Raw genomic sequence first — 17,741 nt, 5'->3', positions numbered from 1 at the left:
CAAAAATACAAAAACAAATGATTAGATCGCGGAAAACGCTGAAAATGCAAAATTAAAGGAATAAAGGCGAACTGCTTCGCCTTTTTAACGTTTTATCGGTTATAAATTAAGTAAAGGGTCATGCAGGAACCTCCTCTTCAAGTTCTCCAGCCTGCTCGTCCTCTATTTCATTGTTTTCCAGCTCATCGTCTTCAGCCAGTGAATCCTCGAAACTTTCCTTCTCATCAGTTTCTTCAGGCAGATTCGCAGCTACCTCTCTCACGTCCAGTTTTCCAGTTACAACGTCAGCTATCAGGCGGGTGCGATATTCACGAAGGAGGGAGATTTCACATCTTGCTTTATCTATAGCTTGCTGGACCTGTTCAGTATGTTGTGAGACCTTCAATACTATTTGCTTCTGCTCAGCTAGCGGCGGAACTGCAATTCGAAAAGCTCCCAGTGTACTCAAGTAAATCCCCGGCTGTGCTGAAAACGCTACAGTTTTCCAGAGTGCACGTTGAAAGGCTGGTCCGCGAAGGAAAAAAGCAAGGTAATCATAAAATAACTTATGACGCTTGGGACGAAATATTGCTAGGCTGCGTTGAATATGAAACGTTGACATTGCTGGAACAATCGCTACTTTTCCAAGGGTAGCTCCAACAATTGCTAGCAAGACATCGTTTTGCTGAACAACAAATGAACGACAAAGCTGCTCGTAATCAGAAAATGAAATGAAGCTATCGTCGTCTCTATTGACGAAACGGCCTCCAACAATATTTCTGACACTCAAGAGAGGAACCCCTATAGATTGGCGAGCTGGTGGGAGATGTGTACCATCCCTCAGCAAGGAGCATAGTTGCTTTAAAGCCACTATTTCCCAATGCTCTGGTATTTCCCCTAACCATTCCACCCCCGACGGCTTGAGCTTAACATTTGGATCGAGCCCACGGGTGACGGCTTGATGGATTATTGCCTGCTTCTGCTCCTCCAGCAGCTTGATAAGTTTCTGCTTTGTGCGGATGTAGCGCCGGATGCGCCGGTCGATGTAATCGAGGTAACGGACGATAGTGGATTGTTCGGAGAGTGGAGGCAAAGATATAGAAAAGTTGTTGAATGTGGCTTCATACAAGTGATGTATAGTTGCACCTGTTTTCTTGATGTCGATAAAAGCATCGAATACTTTACTGTTAATGAGGTAAAGTAAGTAGCGGTTTTCGTACTGAATAGGCATCTTAGGACGTACGACAATTACACCGCTGTTCAGAACCGCTTTTTCGATTAGTTCGTTGACAATCGCAGTTTTTCCAATGGTACCATCTTTGGTAACAAGTAGGTCTCCATTTTTTAGCTGAATATTCTTGTCCTTCTCGTACCAATCTTCAGATATTCGGTGGCACCGATTCCATTCAACATGCCAATCCCTAAAATTAGATCCACTAACAACAATGATCCCATCGCTTCCATAATCGCTTGACGAAAGCCCATGAAAACCTATCCTGCCATGAAGAGTTGAAATGTGTTTTAAGCGCTTTATTTCCCAATTCTCCGGCATCTCTCCCAGCCAGGGAACACCGGAATCTTTGTATGCAGGGTAGGGTTTGAGGTTATGAAGCATTGTAAACCCCCTTTGCCTCGTGCAGGGTGTAAAACTCGTGAAGTTTGGCCCGGAGAAGCTTTCTGTCCGGCAGGCGAGTCTGGTATTCAGAAACTAAAGCAGGGGAAAGAGTACGGCTAAGGGCGTATTCGACCACCTCGACATCTCTGGTGGCGCAGAGTAGAAGTCCTATACTGGGCTGCTCATGAGGTTTCTTCACATTGCGGTCCAGAGCCTCCAGATAAAATTCAAGTTTGCCCAGATATTCAGGCTGGAACTCATCGACTTTAAGTTCTATAGCTACCAGACAGTTCAGGCTGCGGTGAAAAAACAGCAGATCGAGGGCAAAGTCACGGCCTCCTACCTGCAAAGGATATTGTTCTCCTATGAATGCAAAATCTGCTCCGAGTTCAAGCAGAAAACTACGAAGGTTTGCTACAAGTCCCTGCTGTAGATCAGCTTCGGAATGCTTTTCTGGCAGGTCAAGGAAATCAAGAAGATAGGCATCCTTGAAAACAAAACTCATATCTGGATGCAATTGTTTCAGTGCCGCTGATGCTTTTGGAGGAGAGAGAACAGCCTGTTCAAAGAGTGCACCTGCAAGCTGCCTTTCCAGTTCGCGTTTCGTCCACCGCTCACGCAGACACATATGCAGATAGAATAAACGCTCTTCAGGCTGCTTGCAACGACTCATAATCAGGAGGTTGTGCGTCCAGGGTAATTGTCTCACCAGTGGTGAGACTTTTTCATCGTGGCGGTAAGTCTCGTAAAACTGCCTCATCCGAAAGAGGTTTGGCCTTGTAAATCCCCGAATATCCGGATAATAAGTGGCAATATGTCCGGCAAGCTGGTTAACAACGCCCTCGCCCCATTCCGCAGTCTGTAATTTACGGCTTATATATTCGCCCACCTGCCAGTAGAGATCAATCAGAGCTTTATTGGCAGCGGTAAACGCCCCCTTGCGAGCATTCTGGATAAGCTCTACCACTTCTTCAAAGGCATTTTCGTCAAACTCTGTAGAAACATCATGAGAAGTTCTTGCAATTTCTTGTGGTGATTTAAGCCGCTTCATTTTTCACCTTTCCTTATTTTCAGTTCTATAAAGCCATTAAATACCATGCTCGCCGGAGACACATCAGAATCTTTGTATGCGGGGTAGGGCTTGAGGTCGTGAATCATTTGTCCACCTCAGCTTCCTGAATGGATCTTAGTGTATGTCCGTCAGCGGTTTTCCACTCGGTACGGCCGTTTGCCGCCCTTCCGAGAATCACGCCTGCTGCCGTTGAAGGGGAATTAAAGGTATAATCCTGTGTCATTTCATAGTACTGGCCAATGTCAACAAAGACACCCTGTTCAACCAGTGAACGGCGCATGTCACTCAGGTAGGCATGAATTGACTTTGTCTCGCTCTTAACTGCCTGTGAACCTGCTCGCACGACAAAACCTGTGGTTGCCTCGTACCCTTTGCTCTTTATGCCCTTGGCGTTCAATGTGAATTCAAGAGTGGTCTGTGTGGGTGCGGGTGCTTCATCAAAAAATCCATATCCCAGCACTGGCAGGCAGAGCAGGATATCCGCAAGAAAGCCTTCAGCTTCGGCTGTGTCAGCTTCTGAAAGAGAAGGCGGTTGTGGGTTATTGACATTGTCGAGTAAGCATCTTTTTGCGGCCTTTGCAAGGTCAATAAGCCGGTATTCAAGAAACTGGATGTGAGCCTTGTTAAGGTTCTGATCCTTGCTGGCAAAACCAATCGCTTGAGTCCAGAAATCTTTATTTTTCGCATGCTGGTCCAGCCTTGGGCCAATTGGGTCGCCTTCCCCTACATATACGCGGGGAAGCTGAGACTTTTCATCTGGTCCGACCAGAATGTACACACCCGTACTTCCCAATTCAGCACGTGAACGGGTTTCAGCAAACAGTGATCTTGGAATCACAAGCCCTCTACCAGTCCAGTTCGACTTCTCCACAGTCTTGACGCCGTCCGGATCGCCGCCTGGAAGAAACAGGCGCACCGAAAAAGCTCTTGGTTTTTCTCTGTTATTGGTCATCGTATGCCTCCAGTCTTGCCTGTGCAGTCTTGATGGCACGGTGCAGCCTTGCAGCCAGCAGTTCGCGGGGCGGCAGTTCAGTCAAATATTCAGCCACATGGATGCCGGAGTGGTTCAGCTCCAGCAGTTCGATTTGCTCCTCCTTCTTTCCGGCGCAGAGGATGATCCCGAGAGGGGATTCTTCCCCTGGCTGCCTTTCATATTTGTCCAGCCAGCGGAGGTAGAGTTCCATCTGTCCTTTGTATTCGGCTTTGAAATTTCCCAGTTTCAGGTCGATAGCAATCAGTCGGTGCAGGGAACGGTGGTAGAAAAGGAGGTCAATGTAAAAATCGTCGTCGTCAATCTGGATGCGCCGCTGCCGGGCTACAAAGGTAAATCCGGCACCGAGTTCCAGTAAAAATGACTCAAGTTCACGCAGGATGGCATCTTCCATGTCTTTTTCCAGATAACGATCTTTCAGGCCGAGGAAGTCGAGGACATAGGGATCGCGGAAAATAAGTTCAGGCGTCAATTGGTCCTGCTCTCTCAGGTTGGCAAGTTCATGAAGGATCACTTCTTCAGGCTTGCGTGAAATGGCAGTGCGCTCATACAGCATGGAATCAATCTGCTTTCGCAGAGTGCGTACACTCCAGCGTTCTACACGGCACATCTCAGCATAGAATTCACGCTGAAGAGGGTCTTTTAGTGGAACTAAAGTTAAGAAATGGGACCAGCTCAATTGTCGTAACAGTGTCACGACAATTTTTTCTTCCGAGAACACTTCGGCAAACTGGATCATCCGACGCAAGTTTTTCTCTGAGAATCCATTACCGTATTCGGCTACCAACTCTTGCCCCAGAGAGACGACAATTTCCTGCCCATATTCCGCCCGTTGACCTTTAAGAATCTCCTCATGTATGCGCTTTCCAATATTCCAGTAGAGCATTGTCAGGCCGGCATTGACTGCAGTAGCCACTGCCGAGCGTGTCTCTTCTATCATGTGGCGGATATCTTCCAGTAGCAGAAAGTTGTTTGAAGCCGGTCCAGGTTTCTGGATGTCCTTGCGGCTCATTATATATTTCTCCAAACAATTTTTCCCAGAAATTTACTTTCTTTTTTCCCGGGTTCTTCGATGGTTAACAAATTATGGTGTCGGTGAATTTGTGCAAGAGATTCTTGCACGATTTCCCACTTTAGTAAACTGAAATGTATCTGGTTCAATTGTCGTGACAGTGTCACGACAATTCCTTCCTTAAATAGTTTTAATAGTAATGCATGAATCTCTTTTCCACAACCTTCAAGCTTCATCTTTCGCTTCTCCCAATGATCTCGTCCAGCAGCCCTTCAGTCTCTTTCTCCAGTGCAAGAATATCTGCGCGGATTTCCTCCAGTGAACGCAGTGGCTGTGGCTTGTAGAAATAACGGGTAAAGCTGATCTCATACCCTGTTTTTACGCTGCTTTCATCAATCCAGGCATCTGATGCATGAGGCAGGACTTCCCTGAGGATGAAAGCCTCTATGCCTCCTTCTTCCAGCAATGGGACCTGCTCGGTATCCCTAAGTTCGGTATCGGGCTCGTACTCAACAACGCAAAGTTTGCCGTTCACAGTTGCTTCAAAGCGTCCATGCATGGGATCGGCTTCAGCCTTTCCGGGCTTATGCACCTTTTTGATTACAGGTGCTGCAGATTCATCTTTCCGGGAGAGGCTGTTCTGGAGGAGTTTGAGCCGTTTGGCTGTAAGTTTGACTCCGGCTTTGCTTGCCAGAGCCTCAAAAGAAGGAAGGAAATCATTAAAATCATTGTGCAGACCTGGCCCAAGCTGAACTGCCGCTTTATCGACAAGGGCTGCAAGCTGCTCTTCCCCTGCTTCGGTGCAGGCTTTTCTAAAGGTGGCAATAGCATCCGGTGTTAGGTCAACAGCCAGGCGGAGCGGCCTCTCTACCGTTACTTTCCAGTAGCCAAAAGCGGCATTCGGGAATATCTTAGACTGCTCGGATTCTTCAAAGGTAAGGAAAGTATCGCAGATCTTCTGGATGTCTTCTTCGCCCAGTTCGCAGTTCTTTTTGCCCAGGTTCTTGCGAAGTGGCCTGTACCACTGCGTCGCATCGATAAGCTGGATTTTGCCCTTCCTGTGTTCAGGCTTGCGGTTGCCGAGTACCCATATGTAGGTTGCAATGCCAGTGTTGTAAAACATGTTCAGGGGGAGGGCGACTATGGCTTCTAGCCAGTCATTTTCAATGATCCAGCGGCGGATATTGCTCTCTCCCTGGCCTGCGTCCCCGGTGAAAAGCGAGGAACCATTGTGGACCTCGGCTATCCGGCTGCCGAGTCTGGTATCGTGCTTCATTTTCGAGAGCATGTTGACAAGGAACAGCATCTGCCCGTCGCTCGAACGAGTAAGCAGGGAATATTCAGGGTCTCCTGCGTGTTCGATGGTGAAACGAGGATCTTTTATTCCGTCTTTTCCGCCCATTCTTTCGAGGTCGCTCTTCCAGCTTTTCCCGTAAGGAGGGTTTGAAAGCATGAAGTCGAATTTGCGAGCAGGAAAGGCATCGTTAGAAAGAGTCGAGTACTCAGGTCCACCAACCAGGTTGTCTGCTGCGTCTCCTTCTCCCTTGAGCAGCAGGTCGGCTTTGGCAATCGCATAGGTCTCAGCGTTGATCTCCTGGCCGTAAAGGTGCGTTGCTACCTGTTTTCCATGGTCCTGTGCAAGCTGTTTCAGCTCCTCTTCAGCAACCGTCAGCATACCACCTGTGCCACAGGCGCCGTCATAGAGGAGGTATGTACTTGATACGATCTGGTCGGCGATTGGAAGGAAAATAAGCCGTGCCATCAGTTTTACGGCATCGCGGGGTGTCCAGTGTTCGCCGGCTTCCTCGTTGTTTTCTTCATTGAAGCGCCTTACAAGTTCCTCAAAAATCGTGCCCATTGCATGGTTGTCAAGGCCATAGTGCTTAACCGAATCGTTTCCGTTCATCACCGGGTTGGGACTCAGGTTAATGGAAGAGTCAAGAAACTTCTCAATCAGCTTCCCGAGTGCATCCGCCTTTGAGAGGCGTGGTATCTGGTTTCGGAACTCAAAATTGTCGAGGATATCCTGCACATTAGGAGAAAAATCGTCAAGGTAAGCCTCAAAATCAGCCTTTAACTGTTGCTGGCTGGAGCGAGACTTGAGATCCCTCAGGGTAAATTTAGAAGTGTTGTAAAAAGCCTGCTCAGCTGCTTGGCGCAGGGGCTGGTCTTGGTTTGCGATCCCTGCACTGTCAAGAGCTGCTTTCATATCGAGAACAGCCTGTTTTGTTGGTTCGAGCACCGCATCCAGGCGCCGCAGGACCGTCATCGGCAGGATTACATCACGGTACTTGCCACGAACATAGAGGTCGCGCAGTACATCGTCTGCGATTCCCCAGATAAAGTTAGTGATCCAATTCAAGTTATTTTCACTCATTTTTTAGCCTGATATCCGTTCACAATTAGTATCATAATGAGGGTTTCGATCAGCTTCTAATTTTCTTCAGTGAAGATTTTCTATTCAGGTATACCTGCTAATCTTTTTAACTCTTGCTCTTTTTCACAATCCTTTCGAATTCAAGCATAGCCTCTTCTATCTTAACTTATTCCTTTTCTTTCAGTTTCTTTATCTGAAGCAGGTCAGGCACAGGCCAGAAAAAATAGGGTTTCCGCATTCTAGAGCCTATCCGAAAAGTGTTATTCCCTCTGGATTAATGATAGGCAATCTATACAAAATAGACAATATACACAATTGGAATAAGCAAAACAGTTATTGTCTTTTAACGTTGACAAACTCAATAGACTCCTTACCGGTTATATGCTCGACGTCAATTGCTATAATATGAGCTTGTTTGCATCTTGATATTTCCTTATTCCTGGCTTCTTCAGATTGATTTCCTGAGTACTTTTCAACCAGTGCCGTGAAAGACTCAAGCCGCTCGTCACCTTCAACGATTCTTGCTTTACCAAAAGCAATAACGCTACGGAAATACGTTGTATATTCTTTGCTTACTATCTTATCTTCATCTATTATTGAAAAAGATACCTTTGGGTTCTTTGTAATAGCGTCGATTTTATGTCCAGCTTTTGCTGAATGAAAATAAATTCTGCCGTTGAAATAGACATAACTAAGTGGAACCGCGTAAGGATAACCATCATCGCCTGAGCACGCCAGAACACCATTTGTGCATCTGGTCATGACTGCAATGGTATCTTCCATTGATAATAATTGCTTACCTCTTCTCATTTCTCTGAACATAAATTACATCCTCGCTTTCATCTTGTAATCATTGGGAGCTTACCCGAAAAGTCAGTAATGCATGTTAAAAAGTCATAATAAATTATAATATCAGATTATCTTTGTGATCGGCATGTTTCGCGTACTGTAAAAATTACACAGGAAATCATTTTTCGGATAGGTTTTTAGACTGCCTCTTTTCATCTTTACCTGAACTTATTCCCTGGGCTGCCCAGAGAAAACGGGAAATGACCTCTTCAGGCAGCCCTTTTTCGGCATATTTTCGGACTGATCTTCTTTTTGCAAGCAATTCCTCTATCCGGCTTAAACCTGAAGCTTCAGGTTCAGGCAGCTTGATCTTCATGGGCAGGTCTGTAAAATCATTCGTTACCATAATATTCCCCCTTAACCTGTTTTTTAAACGCGGTTATTGCTTTTTTAGCCTGAATGAGGCATTTATACACTGTCAGATTAGATAAGGTCAGATGACAGTTCAGATGACAGGTCAATAAATAGATAATTTTATGCATCCTATCTAATAAAAAATTGCCTGCAATTGAATATGTTTTCCGGAAAAACAGAGCATTCCGTTTTGAATCAGATTTCAGAGCTCGAAAAAAGCAGCTTAAAATCCCGGTTCAAGAGCCCGAGAGGTAAAGGTTACTGAAAAACATTATTTTTCGGGTATGGAAGAATAAAGTCTGGTCTCAGGGTTTTAAAGTCTCACGGTTTTAAAGAGTGTTTTTAATGCGAAAATATATATAAAACTCTCCAGATTTATCTTATTGCAGAATTAATTGTAAGATAACACAACAGGGGAGTAAAATATGGCTGACAAGAATGACAAAGTTTCTGAAAATGTCCCGGGACCTTATTACTGTGACTACAGCTGCATCGCATGCAATTTATGCGTGGACACCGCACCTGAGAACTTCAAGATGAAGGAAGACGATTCAACTACTTTTGTGTATAAGCAGCCTGAAAATGATGAAGAAAAAGAGGCATGTGAAGAGGCATTGGAAGCCTGCCCGGTTGAAGCTATAGGCAATGACGGCTAAACCTGACCTGTAAATTTAAGCAAGTTTTTTTAACATTTCTTTATTTAGCTTCTATTTTTCAGTTTATGTTTGTTTTAATTTATATTTATCAACTTATATTTATTTGATTTTATATTTCTTTTACTAAATATTCGATTTAATTTATATTCGATTTAATTTTGTGTTTTTTTAATTTTATATTTATTTTGATTTATATATTTTTTGATTCTATACTTATTTTGATTTATATATTTTAACTTATTTTTAGACACAATGCCAAAATCTAGTGATAACCATAAAAATCAAAAATCACTAGATTTTGAATATGGCACAATTCTTTGAGCATGACATATTGACCTGTGCCAGAAGAGCTTGGATATTGAGTTTGATCGAAAATTGAATTCTGCAGGGGAATTCAAGATTTCAATCAAAAAATGTAGAAATCACTAGATTTTGGAACTGAGTCTATTTTTATTTTATCTTATATTTGTTTAATTTCTCTCTGTTTTTGCCTTTTCCCGATCAGATTCTTAAATTCTCAGTCAATTAGACCTATCTCGGAATATATTCTTGACAAACCCTGAAGGGTTGAATATCCCTTTCTTGTAATAATATAGTCTCCCCTCTCGCTTCTCTGCAGAACCATGCCTGTATCAAGCAGTTTCTGCAGATGGAATAACAGGTTTCCTCCACGAAGCCCTGTGAGTTTAGAAAGTTCGGAAAAGGTCTTGTTCTCACCCGAAAGCGCCTTGAGCATAAGAAGCCTCTGCCTGTTTGCTACTGGCTCGCAGACTTCGGACACTATCTTTTCAGGCTCTATTGCACTTATGTCTCCTTTTTCGTCCATATCTTCCCTGTCTTCATATATCTGGAGGGAACGCATAATTTTGACCTGCTTTTCAAAAAGATTGCCGGCTTCAGAAAAGCACCTGCTGCACAGGGGGCTTTTTGCCTCTTTTTTTAACTCTTCAAGTTTATCCCTGTACATTTTTATAGTCGCAGCTTCGATTTTTGGCCTGACAACAAGCCCTGCAGTTTCCTGCAAAAGCTCTTTGAACGTAACTTCACAAAGCTCCCTCATCCCACAGTTCCGCGTCATCCGACTGTGCATCCTTTCGTTTGCATCCTCGCAAAGATAATCTACCATCGGTTTCATAAAATTTTTTCTCATCTCTGCAAGCATTTCATCAATATGCTGCTGGTTAGCTCTCTGCAAAAAACGTGAAAAGTCGTTTCTGAGGGATGTTACTTCTTCTTTAATTGAATGCAGCTCTTCTATATAATGAAGCTCGGAATCTGCCTTTGTAGTCTCCACTCTTATCAGCCTCAAGGTCTATTGTTAGAAAAATAATGAAAATACGATTTTGTGTATATGATTTTGTGTACGCAATAATTCAATTAATGAAACTCCAGTTCCCGATTATTTCTTTTTCATTTTTGTTTTTCTGATCCCATTACTTTTCTAACTTCTGTTAAGGTCATTTTTCTATACAATCTCAAACTTGTACATAATAATAACGCTCAGGTATATAAATATATACAGCGTTCTGAAAGCCGGTGATAATAAATGGAACTAAAGGACCTCAATAATTTTGTACAGGCTGCAAACGAAGAACAGCTTAAAGCCTTCGGCTTCCTGGGACAGTGGATGATGGAGAACGTTCCCAGATACTGCACCTGTGCCTCAAAATGCAACCAGAACTGTGAGCTTGCAAAAGCACTGGGTGAAGCACTGGCGACAGCCGGGCAGAGGCTTCAGGGACAGTAAAAATACTTTATTAAATTCTGCTCCTTTAATTTTTTAATATTCATTCCGGTTTCGGGATTACTTACGTAGTTAGCCGTTTATAGAGTAGAGGAAGCCTTTCCGGAAGAATTCGTGCATCATCGATTATTGTGTACCCGAAGTCGGAAAATATTTTGTCAAGGTATTCTCCGGGGCTGGAATCAACAGTAATGCAAAAGAAGTGAATTCCCCGATTATTTCCTTCCTGAATGGCTATTTTTGTGTCTTCTTCAGCATATTTTCCCTGATATGCCCCTTCTCCGTAGCAGGTATCATAAGGCTCTCCATCCGAAAGCAGGATAAGGATCTTTGTTCCGGAGCTGACCTGGTCTAATTTTTTTATGGAATGGCGGATTGCAGCCCCAAGCCTTGTATTAGCTATTGGCTCCAGCAGGCTTATTCTTTTTTCCACATCACCTGATAGTTCTTCGTCGAACTCTTTAATAACGTAATACTCCACGCCTTCCCTTGTATGGCCGGAAAATGCGTATATTGCATATCTGTCCCCTATGGTTTCAAGCGCCTGAGCCATTATTATCAGGGCATCTTTTTCAACATCTATAATGCTCCTTCTTTGCACACTGCTTTTTCTTCCTTCAATGCCCCGTTTTTCCCCAGCACTCTTTTTTTCCCAAATTCGAGACTCTTCCTGTCCAAGCCTTTTCCGCGTAGAGGCACTTACATCTACAAGAAAGAGTGTGGCGACATCTCTTTTGCGTTTATCCCTTCTAACATAAAGTTTCTCATCAGGATTAATTCCGCATCTTCGTTCTATCAGAGCATTGGAAAAAGCATCAATATCAATCTCTGTTCCGTCCGTTTGACCTTTCAGCCTGTGGAAAGATTCCGGTTTCATCCTGATAAAAACATTTTTTATGAGTGTAATTTCATTGCGGTAACGGTCGTAAGCACCTGTATAATATTCGCCTGAACCGCCGACAGGCTCGATCTCGTTTACAGCACACCAGTTTGACCTGTAATCACTTATCGCACAGTCCCATTCGTCATACCTGCAACTGCCAAGTGCTTTCCAGTTCCTGTCCGATGCGCAGGGTTTCTTTTCCAGTTTTTCTTTTTCAGTTTCTTCTTTTACAGGTTGTTCTCTGCTAATTGCAGAACTGCTTTCATTCTCTGGAATAAAGCTCCTGATCACATTCCTGTGCTCATCCGGGTCGAGAGGGCTCTTCGAATCAAATATACCAGACCCCATACCCCTGTATTCAATATTCTTTAACATCTCGTATTTCCGGAATTCCAGCGGGCCAAGAATGCTCTCAAACAGGCTGTAGATGGCAAAAGTAGCTTCCAGAGAGGTTAAAATAGAGGAATCCGGCTGTAAAACCCTGTCCTGCAATATAGTGCGAATTTTATTAAAAACAGGTTTGGTATCTTCAGCGAGATCAAAAGGAGGGTTATGCAAGGTTGAAAGCCACAGCAGGGTTTCCATGAGCTTCTCAAGCTCTCCTTCAGGAGCTGGCCTTGAAAGCAGCATCTGCTGTCTTATGGATTCAAGATCCGAACGCACTCCCCGGTAAATGTCCATTATCAGGTACTCAATTCTTGCGTCTTCAAGTACACCGAATATGCTTGCTGCCAGGACCTTATTGGAAAACATGGATATTATGGCTGAAATATTGACCCTTTTCCCTGATGATATGTCCCCTGAAAATTGGCTTTTCTCTTCAGCCTTTCCAGACTTTTCAATCCTCTCAGCTTTTCCAGACTTTTCAATCCTCTCAGCTTTTCCAGACTTTTCAATCCTCTCAGCTTTTTCAATCCTCTCAGTCTTTCCGGGCTTTTCAATCCTCTCAGACTTTTCAACCTTTTCGATTATTTCAGCCTTTTCAGTCCTTTTAGCCCTGAAACTTTTATTAGTCCCATATTTTGCACTTATCTTGCCTATCAGTTCGTCAATTAATTCCTGCGAAGATTCCAGAGAACTGAACCTGGCATGGCCTACCTCATGCATTATACTTAACTTATATATTTTGAAATTATCCTGGAAGTTCCCATATTTTTTGATTCCGGGTTCAAGAAAGATGGTCCTGCCTGAAATAATGGGGTTCACAGAGCCGGTTATGGTATAACCCGGGAGCTCTTTTTTTGAACAGATATTAAAACTGATGCCTGAAAGTCCCATTGCATAATACCTGAGGATATTTGCAACCTTTTTAAGGGCAACTCCTCCTGTAAGTTCGTCGATGAAATCATTTGAACTTCGGGACTTTAAGGAAAAGTAAGGCCTCCCGAAAGAGGCATTGTTTTTAAAAATTTCAAGCCCTTTAAGAGCCCACTCTTCCAGTTCATAAATGTCAAGTTCGGATAGGAGCAGGGCTGAGTAAGTAAAGTAATCTACAGAAAGATTTCTATCAGTATCATATATTTTTGTCCCTATATCTGCCCATTTCCTTATGTCCCCGATTTTTGTTTTTTCAATAATATCGGGCAGGTTTTCAAAAAATTTTCCTGCAAGAAGCCAGTCTTTTTCAAGCAAAGGTTCTGCTGTTTCAAGTATTTCAGCACGGTAAGAAGCAGGTATTTTTCTAAAAGAAGTAACCGAGTTTCTAAAATAATCCGAACCGGAACTGGAACTTCCTTTCGAAATGCCGGCTCCCGTATCCGCCCAGGTTTTGAACTCACTGCCTGAAAGCAGCCTGAGGGCAGGAGTTGAGTTTTCAAAGTAACTGCCAGTACAGCCAGGATTTATAAGCGCGATTTCGGCTCCGATATCAAGTAAAAGATTTCTCTCTTCAGCCTTAAGAGATTGAAGGTGTTTTTCCAGCCCTTTAAAGCTGCTTTCATAAAAACTCTCAAAAGCCTGTTTTTCAAAAGAGAGCAGAGTAATTCCCTTTTCAGCCCACTGCTCAAGTTCGTTGATTTTCAGGTACCTGAGGGCTCCAGGGCTCCGATTAAAGAAAGTAACAGCTGCATCAGAGCTTATATCCGTGATTTCTTCAGCTATCGACACCCAGGCTTCAAAACCTCTGCTGTCAAGGTTTGCCATTGCTGCAGGAGCATTTTTAAATAATGCAGGTGCAGCAGCAGCCCTGTCTGAACAACCCGGAAAGGTTTCCATGCAGCCTGCGAATTTATTTAACGCTGTAAGAAGCTCTTTTTGTCTCGGGGGTGAAATGGCGGAAAACACATCTTTTGCTTCATCAAAAATATCGGCGGCGATCTCCCACCGAAACTTCAGCAGACTACCGGTTATGCTGTAAAAAAGCCCGATCTCTTCAGGAGAAAGGAGATCCAGCATACCAGGGAGGTGCTCAAAATATACTTCAGCAAGCCTAGCATTCAAACCTGAAAATTTCTCTCCGAGGCTTATGAATTCTCTAAAACCCTCAAGACCGACGGAACCGCTGGAAACGTCCCCGGAAAATGAAGTAGGGACACTATCAGCAGAAAACTTATCCGAAACCACTGCATTCGCCGTATGATTGAAGTAAATAATTGCAAACTGATTGCTTTTTTCAGCAAGGGAAGTTCCGATTTCTGTCCATTTCTCCAAAAGGGACAGTCCTTCTGGACCTTTTTTCTCAAGGATTACAGGCGAAGAGTTAAAGAAACCCTCAAAACAGGAAAAGCTTAATTCTGAAGCTTTACTGGCAATTGAGAGCCATTTGCTGAACTCCGGGTTTATCTGGACTTTTTCTTCTCCACGGTCTATCTTCTCAGGTCCTATCTTACCCTGCTTTATCTGGTCCTGGTCTGTCTGTTTTATCTTCTCAGGTTCAGTCTTAGTCTGCTTTATCTGGTTCTTTGTCTTTCCTGTCCTGTTCTGATATATCTGACTCTGCTCTTTCTGGCTTATCTGATACTGCCAGTCTTTCTGGCTTATCAGGGCTTTCCGGGCTTCCGGGGGCTCTGTGAGTTTATAGATTGCAGGCACCACTTTAAGATAGGCTACCTGAACTCTCTTTCCTTTTTTAGTGATAAATTTCCCGGGGTGCAGCAGGATGTTCAGTTCAGCCCGGTCAAATTCTGCAAATTGTTCAGCAGCCCTGGAAATATCTTCAGCGTCAGGTTTCGGAAAATTCGACCTTATCAATTCATAGAGGTCTTCCTTAAAGTATCCTCGAAACTCTTCCTGAAACCGGGGTTTTTCTGCATGGGTTTCCCGATAGCCTTCCCCGGCGCTTTTACGGGACAGCTTATCCTGTTTTTCCGTATAAGAGGACAATCTGCTTATCACTCCATTATTGCAGAGATGATCTCATCAAGGCTGACCTGCAGGTCCGGGTTATCCGTGATAGGCCTGACCATTGCTATCTGGCACGCCTTTGCGGGCTCTATGCCTTCCCGTATTAGTTTTCCGGCATAGATCAGGAGCCGTGTGCTGACACCTTCTTCCAGCCCGTGGTGTTTGAAATTTCTTATTCGCGACCCGATCTCCACCAGGTACTTTGCCATTTCCTGCCCAATGCCGCTTTCATGTGCCACAATCTGGACCTCAAGGTCCGCAGGCGGGTAGTCGAAATCTATGGAAATAAACCTCTGGCGCGTACTTTGCTTCAGGTCCTTCACAACACTCTGGTAGCCCGGGTTATAGGAAACTGCAAGCATAAACCCGTCAGGGGCTTTCATTATCACGCCCAGCTTATCAACAGGGATTATTCTCCTGTCATCGGTGAGAGGATGGATAACAACAATTGTATCTTTCCTGGCTTCAACGACCTCATCAAGGTAACATATAGCTCCGCTCTTTACTGCTTTTGTTAAAGGCCCGTCGCTCCATTCAATGGACTCCCCCTTTATCAAAAACCTCCCAACAAGGTCAGTTGCAGTAAGGTCCTCATGGCATGCAACAGTAATCAAAGGCCGCTTCAGCCTGTATGCCATGTATTCCATAAAACGAGTTTTTCCACACCCGGTAGGCCCCTTAAGGATTACCGGCAGCCGGTTTTTGTAGGCTGCCATAAAGACCTCTACCTCATTTCCCACAGGAACGTAGTAAGGCTCTTTATCAATAAAACATTCTTCCAGAGGAATTTCCCTGAAAAACTGGCATTTATTGTCCATATTTTTCTCCCATCTGAATACAGTTATTTTATTTTTTATTGAATATATTTGCTTTGATGTTTCGAACCACTGATGTCCGCGGTTCAAAACCAAGCCCCTTAAAATCCTTCAAAAACCACAGTATATTTTTCACCTATTTACAATGCACAGAGATAAGCTTATGAAAAAAATTAAGAAATTGAAAGCTGGTTAATTACTGAAATTATTCTTATCAATATCCTGGTTTGCCGATTATTTCTTATACTTAAAGGCAGGTTGCGGTTTCCTCGACACGGTGCAGGGAAGGAATACTGAGAAATACCAGCTTCGGGCCCTGTAATAGATAAAACAGCTAACAAATAACTTCAAAAAATGGACCTGAATGTTTCAGTTTTATTACTTCCTGCGGCGGGAGAACTTTTCCCCAGAAAACTTTCTCTCAGAAAACTTTCTCTCAGAAAACTTTCTCTCAGAAAACTTTCTCTCAGAAAACTTTCTCTCAGAAATTTTTGCTCTTTATTCGCTGCAGTTGTCAATGTCTACCTTTGTCAATGTCTACCTGGTTGCAACAATTGAAGTTTCACAATAAAAAAGTTTTACAATAAACCTATAACCCATGCAAACAGATATCCTAGTATGGCAGTCCCGAAATACCTGAAACGCTATCTCAGGGTGCAGGGAGATGAAATGCCTGCCCTCTGCCGCATAACAGAGAGAATTTCAGTCGAATTTGATCCTGAAATGGAACTTGAAGAGCTCCGGAGAATCCATGAAGCAAGCATCAGAGAGTACAGGAAACTGCGGGAAAGCCTTGACATAGAAGCTATGGACTCCCTTGTTTATGCAGATAGCCCGGACAGGCTGAGGATGTATACGGAAAGTTTCCTTGAGATCCCTAAAGCCAGCACGTCTTTGCTTGACCTCAAGATCACAATTGTGGGCAGGATGCTCAGGAACTGTTCCTGTTGCGGATGGAACTGCGGGGTCAACAGAGAGGAGGGTGAAAAAGGCTTCTGCAGGCTGACAGATTCTTCTTATTACTCCTCCGAATTCATGCATATGGGAGAAGAGCCCGAACTCGTCCCTTCACACACTATTTTCTTCTCAGGCTGCGTTTTTGCCTGCGTCTACTGCCAGAACTGGGAAATCTCCACATGTCCGAAATGCGGAACAAAGGTTGAGCCCAGGAAGCTTGCAAAACTGATAGACTTAAGGCGTCTCCATGGGGCTAAAAATGTGAATTTCGTAACCCCTACCCCTCACACATACACTATCCTCAAAACCATCAGGGAAACCTCACAAAACAACCCGGTTATCTGGAACTCAAATATGTATCATTCCCCTGAGATTGCAGAAATTCTGGAAGGAGTGGTGGATGTCTACCTCGGGGATTTCAAATACGGAAACAATGACTGTGCCCGTAAATATTCAAAAATAAAGAATTATCTCGAAATCGTCCAGCCAAATTTTAAATTTGCTTACAAAACAGCAGAAGTTCTTCTCAGACACCTCGTACTCCCGGACAACCTCGAATGCTGCACAAAACCGATCGCAGAATGGGTTGCAAAAAATATCCCTGAGACCAGGTTCAACCTTATGTTCCAGTACAGGCCCTGCTACCATGCAATGGAATACCCGGAAATTGCCCGCCAGCTTACACCTGAAGAAGAGGAGAAGGCAATTGAGATTGTAAGAGAGGCAGGGATTGAGGATTTACTGGTCTGAGTGGATTTTAAAAAAGGAGAAGTCTAATTTCAACCCATGTTCTGCAGTATTTTTTAGAAAATCGACATTTTCCCTGATTGCGTTTTTGAAACAGATTAAGTAATTTTGACCATTGGTGTAACTTGATGATAATTAATTGATATCATTTTTAGTCTCTAAAGCTCCTATAGTTGCTTTTACCTCATGCATAAATGTCCAATTACATGACGTTAGTTTCAAAATCGATAACAAAAATAATTATGACATCTAAAATTTTACTGCGGAAAGTTGGCTTATACTTGCCATATTCCCTACAGCAAGAGCATACTTTTACATGCCTGACTGAAATTAATGTCTAGGAAAGCC

At 43.6% G+C, this 17,741-nt stretch carries 14 protein-coding genes; 3 read left to right on the top strand and 11 right to left on the bottom strand.

What is annotated here, in order from left to right; genetic code table 11:
* Positions 1-118 precede the first annotated feature (118 nt).
* From MSMAS_RS09070 to MSMAS_RS09035, 8 genes are all read right to left on the bottom strand, one after another.
* Positions 119-1,594, bottom strand: coding sequence for a restriction endonuclease subunit S (locus MSMAS_RS09070; protein WP_048046461.1), 1,476 nt, complete (start codon positions 1,592-1,594; stop codon positions 119-121).
* Positions 1,584-2,645, bottom strand: coding sequence for a PDDEXK nuclease domain-containing protein (locus MSMAS_RS09065; protein WP_080942070.1), 1,062 nt, complete (start codon positions 2,643-2,645; stop codon positions 1,584-1,586). Before MSMAS_RS09065 ends, MSMAS_RS09070 begins: the two co-directional genes overlap by 11 nt.
* A gap of 103 nt (positions 2,646-2,748) precedes the next feature.
* The gene (locus tag MSMAS_RS09060) at positions 2,749-3,618 is read right to left on the bottom strand and encodes a GIY-YIG nuclease family protein (protein WP_048046459.1); all 870 of its coding nucleotides are present in this window, start codon (positions 3,616-3,618) and stop codon (positions 2,749-2,751) included.
* Positions 3,608-4,669, bottom strand: a complete 1,062-nt coding sequence (locus tag MSMAS_RS09055; RefSeq protein ID WP_048046955.1) for a PDDEXK nuclease domain-containing protein — start codon at positions 4,667-4,669, stop codon at positions 3,608-3,610. Before MSMAS_RS09055 ends, MSMAS_RS09060 begins: the two co-directional genes overlap by 11 nt.
* Complete coding sequence (locus tag MSMAS_RS09050; RefSeq protein ID WP_011034881.1) at positions 4,669-4,905, bottom strand: hypothetical protein; 237 nt, start codon at positions 4,903-4,905, stop codon at positions 4,669-4,671. Before MSMAS_RS09050 ends, MSMAS_RS09055 begins: the two co-directional genes overlap by 1 nt.
* Positions 4,902-7,046: a type I restriction-modification system subunit M gene (locus MSMAS_RS09045; RefSeq protein WP_011034882.1), complete on the bottom strand. Its 2,145-nt coding sequence runs from the start codon at positions 7,044-7,046 to the stop codon at positions 4,902-4,904. Before MSMAS_RS09045 ends, MSMAS_RS09050 begins: the two co-directional genes overlap by 4 nt.
* Positions 7,047-7,379: 333 nt before the next feature.
* Positions 7,380-7,868 (bottom strand): pyridoxamine 5'-phosphate oxidase family protein, encoded by a 489-nt coding sequence (locus tag MSMAS_RS09040; protein WP_011034883.1) that lies wholly within the window; start codon positions 7,866-7,868, stop codon positions 7,380-7,382.
* Between the two features lie 145 nt (positions 7,869-8,013).
* Positions 8,014-8,241, bottom strand: coding sequence for a nitroreductase family protein (locus MSMAS_RS09035; RefSeq protein WP_011034884.1), 228 nt, complete (start codon positions 8,239-8,241; stop codon positions 8,014-8,016).
* A 433-nt stretch (positions 8,242-8,674) separates the two neighbouring features.
* On the opposite strand from MSMAS_RS09035, the gene MSMAS_RS09030 reads away from it, so the two are divergent.
* The gene (locus tag MSMAS_RS09030; RefSeq protein WP_048046458.1) at positions 8,675-8,905 is read left to right on the top strand and encodes a ferredoxin; all 231 of its coding nucleotides are present in this window, start codon (positions 8,675-8,677) and stop codon (positions 8,903-8,905) included.
* Positions 8,906-9,422: 517 nt separating this feature from the next.
* Here MSMAS_RS09030 and MSMAS_RS09025 read toward each other — a convergent pair.
* Positions 9,423-10,199: a winged helix-turn-helix domain-containing protein gene (locus MSMAS_RS09025; protein WP_011034886.1), complete on the bottom strand. Its 777-nt coding sequence runs from the start codon at positions 10,197-10,199 to the stop codon at positions 9,423-9,425.
* Between the two features lie 252 nt (positions 10,200-10,451).
* On the opposite strand from MSMAS_RS09025, the gene MSMAS_RS09020 reads away from it, so the two are divergent.
* The gene (locus MSMAS_RS09020; protein ID WP_011034887.1) at positions 10,452-10,652 is read left to right on the top strand and encodes a hypothetical protein; all 201 of its coding nucleotides are present in this window, start codon (positions 10,452-10,454) and stop codon (positions 10,650-10,652) included.
* A gap of 61 nt (positions 10,653-10,713) precedes the next feature.
* Here MSMAS_RS09020 and MSMAS_RS19525 read toward each other — a convergent pair whose 3' ends face one another.
* Together MSMAS_RS19525 and MSMAS_RS09005 are read right to left on the bottom strand one after the other, a co-directional pair.
* Complete coding sequence (locus tag MSMAS_RS19525; RefSeq protein WP_226987621.1) at positions 10,714-14,853, bottom strand: nitric oxide reductase activation protein NorD; 4,140 nt, start codon at positions 14,851-14,853, stop codon at positions 10,714-10,716.
* A gap of 8 nt (positions 14,854-14,861) precedes the next feature.
* Positions 14,862-15,692, bottom strand: a complete 831-nt coding sequence (locus MSMAS_RS09005) for a CbbQ/NirQ/NorQ/GpvN family protein (RefSeq protein WP_048041398.1) — start codon at positions 15,690-15,692, stop codon at positions 14,862-14,864.
* Positions 15,693-16,307: 615 nt separating this feature from the next.
* Between MSMAS_RS09005 and MSMAS_RS09000 the strand changes: the two genes are divergently transcribed.
* Positions 16,308-17,396, top strand: a complete 1,089-nt coding sequence (locus MSMAS_RS09000; RefSeq protein WP_011034890.1) for a radical SAM protein — start codon at positions 16,308-16,310, stop codon at positions 17,394-17,396.
* Positions 17,397-17,741: the final 345 nt, after the last annotated feature.

This window comes from Methanosarcina mazei S-6, from assembly GCF_000970205.1.
Classification (GTDB): Archaea; Halobacteriota; Methanosarcinia; order Methanosarcinales; family Methanosarcinaceae; genus Methanosarcina; species Methanosarcina mazei.
The sequence above is the reverse complement of the archived record's forward strand: the minus strand, read 5'-3'. Positions and strand labels throughout refer to the sequence as shown.

Excerpts from the sequence above, each read along its gene's own strand:
- MSMAS_RS09070 (WP_048046461.1), bottom strand. The coding sequence starts at position 1,594 with ATGCTTCATAACCTCAAACCCTACCCTGCATACAAAGATTCCGGTGTT.
- MSMAS_RS09065 (WP_080942070.1), bottom strand. The coding sequence starts at position 2,645 with ATGAAGCGGCTTAAATCACCACAAGAAATTGCAAGAACTTCTCATGAT.
- MSMAS_RS09060 (WP_048046459.1), bottom strand. The coding sequence starts at position 3,618 with ATGACCAATAACAGAGAAAAACCAAGAGCTTTTTCGGTGCGCCTGTTT.
- MSMAS_RS09055 (WP_048046955.1), bottom strand. The coding sequence starts at position 4,669 with ATGAGCCGCAAGGACATCCAGAAACCTGGACCGGCTTCAAACAACTTT.
- MSMAS_RS09050 (WP_011034881.1), bottom strand. The coding sequence starts at position 4,905 with ATGAAGCTTGAAGGTTGTGGAAAAGAGATTCATGCATTACTATTAAAA.
- MSMAS_RS09045 (WP_011034882.1), bottom strand. The coding sequence starts at position 7,046 with ATGAGTGAAAATAACTTGAATTGGATCACTAACTTTATCTGGGGAATC.
- MSMAS_RS09040 (WP_011034883.1), bottom strand. The coding sequence starts at position 7,868 with ATGTTCAGAGAAATGAGAAGAGGTAAGCAATTATTATCAATGGAAGAT.
- MSMAS_RS09035 (WP_011034884.1), bottom strand. The coding sequence starts at position 8,241 with ATGGTAACGAATGATTTTACAGACCTGCCCATGAAGATCAAGCTGCCT.
- MSMAS_RS09030 (WP_048046458.1), top strand. The coding sequence starts at position 8,675 with ATGGCTGACAAGAATGACAAAGTTTCTGAAAATGTCCCGGGACCTTAT.
- MSMAS_RS09020 (WP_011034887.1), top strand. The coding sequence starts at position 10,452 with ATGGAACTAAAGGACCTCAATAATTTTGTACAGGCTGCAAACGAAGAA.
- MSMAS_RS09005 (WP_048041398.1), bottom strand. The coding sequence starts at position 15,692 with ATGGACAATAAATGCCAGTTTTTCAGGGAAATTCCTCTGGAAGAATGT.
- MSMAS_RS09000 (WP_011034890.1), top strand. The coding sequence starts at position 16,308 with ATGGCAGTCCCGAAATACCTGAAACGCTATCTCAGGGTGCAGGGAGAT.